The sequence below is a fragment of the Amycolatopsis rhizosphaerae genome (assembly GCF_007713715.1).
Taxonomy (GTDB): domain Bacteria; phylum Actinomycetota; class Actinomycetes; order Mycobacteriales; family Pseudonocardiaceae; genus Amycolatopsis_E; species Amycolatopsis_E rhizosphaerae.
This window is the reverse complement of sequence record NZ_VJWX01000462.1, coordinates 1-5,651: the sequence shown is the minus strand read 5'-3', so window position 1 is coordinate 5,651 and position 5,651 is coordinate 1. Positions and strand designations below refer to the sequence as shown.

Genomic DNA, 5,651 nt, shown 5'->3' with positions numbered 1-5,651 from the left:
GCCCCCGCCCAGCGGGTCGTCCGCCTGCTCGACTTCCTCGCCGCGCGGCCGGGACAACGGTTCGGCCTGTCCGAACTGGCCCGCGAGCTGGACCTGAGCAAGCCGACCTGCCTGGGCATCCTCACCGAACTGGTCGCCGGCGGATACCTCGTGCGCGATCCCCGGACCGTCACCTACGGGCTGGGGCCCGCACTCGTCGCCGCGGGCCGGGCGGCGCGGCAAGGCTTCGCGGTGAGCGACATCGCCCGCCGGCACCTGGAGGAACTCAGCGCGCGCTACTGCACCACGTGCACCGCCTCCGCCGTGGTGGGGGAGCAGATCCTGCTGCTGGAGGGCACCGGGCCCGTGCCGGTGAAGGTCGGGCAGACCTACCCGTTCGCCCCGCCGGTGGGGCTGATGTACGTGCTGTGGGACTCCGATGCCGCCTTCGACGCCTGGCTGGCGAAACCGCCCGCGGTGCCGGTGAAACTGGACGAACGGCGGCTGCGCGAGGTGGTCGCCGAATGCCGGGAGCACGGGTACCTGGTGGAGAGCCAGACCGCGGGCGGGCGGCGGCTGTACTCCCTGCTGGCCGGGATGGCGGCCGACGACCTGCCCGCCCACGTCCGCGAACTGGTCGGCGAACTGGTGACGAGCCTGGGGGAACGCGTCTACCTCGGCGCGGAACTGGATCCCCGGCGCAGGCACGCGGTGAGCCTGCTCGCGGCACCCACCTTCGACGCCAGGGGGCGGCAGGAACTGGTGCTCACGATGTACGTCGGCGAGGCTGTCACCGGCGCCGAAATCGCCCGGCGCGGCGCGGCGCTGGTCGCCACCGCCGACGCGGTCACCCGCGACTCCGGCGGCCGCCGCCCCGTCGACCGCTGACCCGCGCCGATGCCGACCCGGTCGCTTGGGCGTTGGCCGTGAAGGGTCCCTTCACGGTCGATTCGACTGTGAAGGGACCCTTCACGGCTCGCCCCAGCCCCCTCTGGCCCTCACGGCCTCAGGGGGTGGCCCAGCGGTTCGCGGTCAGGCGGAGGCTGGGCAGGTCCTTCAGCGAGTACATCAGTTCGTAGGTGCGCGTGTAGCCGGTGTGCGTGATGCGCCACCGGCCGTCCTCGCACCGCCGGTAGGTGTCCTCGTAGAACGCGGCCCCCTTGATCACCACCTGGTGCTCCGGTGCGAGCACGGTGTCCTCGAAGGACCAGACACCCTTCGCCGTGTCCCCGTCGATGTCGATCTCCGGCTGCCCGGCGGAGTGCGTGGTGATGATGCCCGTGCCGAGTTTTTCCCGCAGGAACCCGATGATCGCTTCGCGCCCCCGCAGGCGCAGCGGCTCGCCGTAGGTCGGCGTGCCGTAGTCGGCCGTGGCCTCGGGGGCCAGTGCGTCGGCCAGTTCGTCCCACTGCTTGAGGTCCACGCAGCGGAGGTAGCGGTACTTGACGCGTTTGATGTCTTCTACTGCGACGAGGTCCATGGCAGGCAGCATCCTCCGCCCGTTGACCAACCGCAAGAACGTGTTCTACTTTACCTCGGGTGACCAGCACCTATGAGCTGTCCCATCTCGCCGCACTCGAAGCCGAGTCGGTGCACGTCTTCCGCGAGGTCGCCGCGACCTTCGAGCGTCCGGTGCTGCTGTTCTCCGGCGGCAAGGACTCGGTGGTGATGCTGCACCTGGCGCAAAAGGCCTTCTGGCCCGCCCCGCCGCCGTTGCCGGTGTTGCATGTGGACACCGGCCACAACTTCGACGAGGTGATCGGGTTCCGGGACCGGACCGCGGCCTCCTTCGGCGTCCGGCTGCTGGTGGGACGGGTCCAGGACGACATCGACGCGGGCCGCGTGACCGAGGAGACCGGGCCCCGCGCCTCCCGCAACCGCCTGCAGACCACCACCCTGCTGCGCTGCATCCGGGAGAACGGCTTCGACGCGGTGTTCGGCGGCGCCCGGCGCGACGAGGAGAAGGCGCGCGCGAAGGAACGCGTCTTCAGCTTCCGCGACGAGTTCGGGCAGTGGGATCCGCGCAACCAGCGGCCGGAACTGTGGAACCTCTACAACGGCAGGCACCGCAAGGGCGAGCACATCCGGGTCTTCCCGCTGTCGAACTGGACCGAGCTCGACATCTGGTCCTATATCGCCGCCGAGGACATCGAACTGCCGTCGATCTACTACGCGCACCGCCGCCCGGTCGTGCAACGCGACGGAATGCTGCTCGCGCACACCCGGTTCCTGACCCTGCTCGACGGGGAAGAGCCTTACCCCGCAACGGTTCGCTTCCGCACCGTTGGCGACGCGACCTGCACCGGCTGCGTCGAATCGGAGGCCGCGACGCCCGAGGAGGTGGTGGCCGAAGTGGCCGCCACCCGGCTCACCGAGCGCGGCGCCACCCGCGCCGACGACCGCATTTCCGAGGCCGGCATGGAAGACCGGAAGAAGGAAGGCTACTTCTGATGGCTCAGCAGGGAAAATCGTCCCTCACTCATCCTCCTCAGCAGCTTCTTCGCCTGGCCACCGCCGGCAGCGTCGACGACGGCAAGTCCACCCTGATCGGCCGCCTGCTGTTCGACTCCAAATCCCTGTTCGAGGACCAGCTCGCCGCCGTGGAGCGCGCGAGCCGCGAGCGCGGCGAGGACTACCCGAACCTCGCCCTGCTGACCGACGGCCTGCGGGCCGAGCGCGAGCAGGGCATCACCATCGATGTGGCGCACCGGTACTTCGCCACCCCGCGCCGCAAGTTCATCATCGCCGACACCCCCGGCCACATCCAGTACACCCGCAACATGGTCACCGGCGCCTCCACCGCCGACCTCGCGCTCATCCTCGTCGACGCGCGCAAGGGCGTGCTGGAACAGTCGCGGCGGCACGCCTTCCTGTCCAGCCTGCTCGGCATCCCGCACCTGGTGCTGTGCGTGAACAAGATGGACCTGGTGGACTGGTCGCAGGAACGGTTCGAGGAGATCCGGGAGGATTTCCGCCGCTTCGCGATGAAACTCGACGTGCCCGACCTGACCTTCGTGCCGCTTTCGGCGCTGCACGGCGACAACGTGGTGCACCGCGGCACCAGCATGCCGTGGTACGAGGGCACCCCGCTGCTGCACCATCTCGAACAGGTCCACATCGCCTCCGACCGCAACCTCGTCGACGCGCGCCTGCCGGTGCAGTACGTGATCCGCAGCCACAGCCGGGACTTCCGGGGCTACGCCGGGACCGTGGCGGGCGGCGTGTTCAAACCCGGCGACGAGGTGCTGGTGCTGCCGTCGGGGTTCCGCTCGACGGTGCGGGCGATCTGGGCGCCGGGCGGCAAACCCGTCACCGAGGCGTTCCCGCCCCAGGCGGTGACCGTGCAACTGGCCGACGAACTCGACATCGCCCGCGGCGATCTGCTGTGCCGCCCCGGCAACCGCCCGCACGCCGACACCGAGTTCGACGCGATGGTCTGCTGGTTTTCCGAGCGTTCCACGCTGACCCCGGGCGCGACCTACACCCTGCGGCACACCACGCGGGCCACCACCGCGGAGGTCCGCTCGCTGGAGTACCGGCTCGACGTCAACACGCTGCACCGCGACGAGTCGGCCCCGGCCTTGGCGCTCAACGAGATCGGCCGGGTACGGCTGCGCACCCGCGGGCCCGTACTGTTCGATCCCTACCGCCGCAACCGGTCCACCGGCAGCTTCATCCTCGTCGACGACACGACGAACAACACCGTGGCGGCCGGCATGATCACGGGCCCGAGCCTGCCCGGCTCGCGGGTGGTGTGGCACGCCGGCGCGGTCGGCCGCGACGAGCGGCCCAGCCGGGGCGCGACGGTGTGGCTGACGGGGCTTTCCGGGTCGGGAAAATCCTCGGTGGCGGCCGAACTGGAACGGCTGCTGGTGGCCGCGGGACGGCCCGCCTACCTGCTCGACGGGGACAACCTGCGCCACGGCCTCAACGCCGATCTCGGCTTCGGCGCGCGGGACCGGGCGGAGAACGTGCGCCGCGTCGGCGAGGTGGCCCGGCTGTTTGCCGATGCCGGGATCGTGGCGGTAGTGTCGCTGATCAGTCCTTACCGGGCGGACCGTGCCCGGGTGCGCGCCGCGCACGCCGAGGCCGGATTGTCCTTTGTGGAGGTCTTCGTGGACACGCCGCTGGCGGTGTGCGAAGCGCGCGACCCCAAGGGCATGTACGCCAAGGCCAGGGCCGGGCAGATCAGCGGATTCACCGGGATCGACGATCCCTACGAGGCCCCGGAGAGCCCGGAGGTCGTCCTTCGCCCCGGCGACGGCGATCCCGCCACGATGGCCCGGTCGATCCTGGCCATCCTGACCCAGTCGGACAGGTGAGCACCATGGGCGTCAACCAACGGGCACAGATCCGCATGACCGGCGAGGAAATCGCCACCTTCGTCGAACAAAGCCGGACCGCCACGATGGCCACGCTCGGCCCCGACGGCACCCCGCACCTGGTCGCGATGTGGTACGCGGTGGTGGACGGGCAGATCTGGTTCGAGACCAAGGCCAAGTCACAGAAGGTGGTCAACCTCCGCCGCGACGACCGCATCACCTGCCTGGTCGAGGACGGCGACACCTACGACCGGTTGCGGGGCGTGTCGATCGAAGGGCGCGCCGTGATCAGCGACGATCCCGGCGACATCTGGCGGGTCGGCGTCAGCGTGTGGGAGCGCTACAACGGCCCGTACAGCGAAGAGGTCAGGCCGCTGGTGGAGATGATGATGCGCAAACGGGTCGTGGTGCGGGTGGACGCCCAGCGCACGCGGTCCTGGGACCACCGCAAACTCGGCCTGGACCCGATGCCGCTGGCGGGCAGCACCGCCGAGTTCCTCCGCGACCCTCGTGCCTGAGGCTCAGCCGAGCAGCCGGGCGCGCAGGGTGTCCGCTTCCGCGGGGCCGAAGCCGTGTGCCGACAGGTACTCGAGCACCCCGCCGTAACGCTGGTCCACCTGGGCCAGGAACGCGGCCATGGTGGCCTCGCGGGGCCGGTGCTCCTCGTCGTCCGGACGCCGGGCCAGGTCCTCGGCGTAGGTCGGGGAGGCGCGCAGCCGGGTGAGGATCGCGCTGATCCGGTGCCCGGTGGCCGCGTAGTCGGCGACCACCGCGTCCCGGTGCACCCCCGCCACGGTCAGGGACAGGGCCACCACGACGCCGGTCCGGTCCTTGCCCGCCGCGCAGTGCACCAGAGCGGCGCCCTCGGCCTCACTGATGGAGCGCAGCGCCCCGACCACGCTGTCCGGCCGGTCCTCGAGATAGCCCAGGTACAGCGCGCACATCGGGTCTTCGGGGTAGCGGGCCAGCGCCTCCTGCCGACGGGCGAACAGCATGTCGGCGGTGACGTCGGTGGCCTCACCGGCCTCGGGCAGCACGGAGTGGTGTACGTGGCGCACCGCTTCGACCGCCCTGAGCGGCCCAGGACCCTCGGAGACGACCTCGTGCGTGCTGCGCAGGTCCACCACTGTGCTCAGCCCGATGTCGTCGACCAGCAGTTTGATGTCCGCGGGGGTCAGCCCCTGCAGGTTGTCCGCGCGCAGCAGTATGCGTTCGGCGATCGCCGCACCGTCCACGGTGGGCAGGCCGCCGACGTCACGGGCGTTGACCGCCCCTTCGAGTTCGAGCCATGGCATGCCCCCATAGTTCACGGCGCGATCGAGCCAGCCAAGGGAGCGGTTGGGGGAACCT

The 5,651-nt window shown here is 70.5% G+C and carries 6 protein-coding genes; 4 read left to right on the top strand and 2 right to left on the bottom strand.

The window, feature by feature from the left end:
• A partial coding sequence (locus FNH05_RS30620) for a helix-turn-helix domain-containing protein (RefSeq protein ID WP_144592334.1) occupies nucleotides 1-867 on the top strand: 867 nt, incomplete at its 5' end.
• A gap of 118 nt (nucleotides 868-985) precedes the next feature.
• On the opposite strand, the gene FNH05_RS30615 is transcribed toward FNH05_RS30620, so the two are convergent.
• Complete coding sequence (locus tag FNH05_RS30615; protein WP_144592333.1) at nucleotides 986-1,459, bottom strand: nuclear transport factor 2 family protein; 474 nt, start codon at nucleotides 1,457-1,459, stop codon at nucleotides 986-988.
• A gap of 59 nt (nucleotides 1,460-1,518) precedes the next feature.
• On the opposite strand from FNH05_RS30615, the gene cysD reads away from it, so the two are divergent.
• Genes cysD through FNH05_RS30600 form a run of 3 tightly spaced genes read left to right on the top strand, consistent with a single transcriptional unit; the run spans nucleotide 1,519 to nucleotide 4,819 of the window.
• Nucleotides 1,519-2,430, top strand: a complete 912-nt coding sequence (cysD, locus tag FNH05_RS30610; protein ID WP_144592332.1) for a sulfate adenylyltransferase subunit CysD — start codon at nucleotides 1,519-1,521, stop codon at nucleotides 2,428-2,430.
• Nucleotides 2,430-4,301 (top strand): adenylyl-sulfate kinase, encoded by a 1,872-nt coding sequence (cysC, locus tag FNH05_RS30605; RefSeq protein WP_144592331.1) that lies wholly within the window; start codon nucleotides 2,430-2,432, stop codon nucleotides 4,299-4,301. Before cysD ends, cysC begins: the two co-directional genes overlap by 1 nt.
• Before the next feature lie 5 nt (nucleotides 4,302-4,306).
• Entirely contained in the window at nucleotides 4,307-4,819 is a 513-nt protein-coding gene (locus tag FNH05_RS30600; RefSeq protein ID WP_144592330.1) for a pyridoxamine 5'-phosphate oxidase family protein, read from the top strand.
• A 3-nt stretch (nucleotides 4,820-4,822) separates the two neighbouring features.
• Here the strand turns inward: FNH05_RS30600 and FNH05_RS30595 are convergent.
• The coding region (locus tag FNH05_RS30595; protein WP_425458504.1) for a tyrosine-protein phosphatase at nucleotides 4,823-5,651 on the bottom strand (829 nt) is incomplete at its 5' end.

Coding starts and splice junctions, on each gene's coding strand:
- FNH05_RS30615 (WP_144592333.1), bottom strand. CDS start 1,459: ATGGACCTCGTCGCAGTAGAAGACATCAAACGCGTCAAGTACCGCTAC.
- cysC (WP_144592331.1), top strand. CDS start 2,430: ATGGCTCAGCAGGGAAAATCGTCCCTCACTCATCCTCCTCAGCAGCTT.
- FNH05_RS30600 (WP_144592330.1), top strand. CDS start 4,307: ATGGGCGTCAACCAACGGGCACAGATCCGCATGACCGGCGAGGAAATC.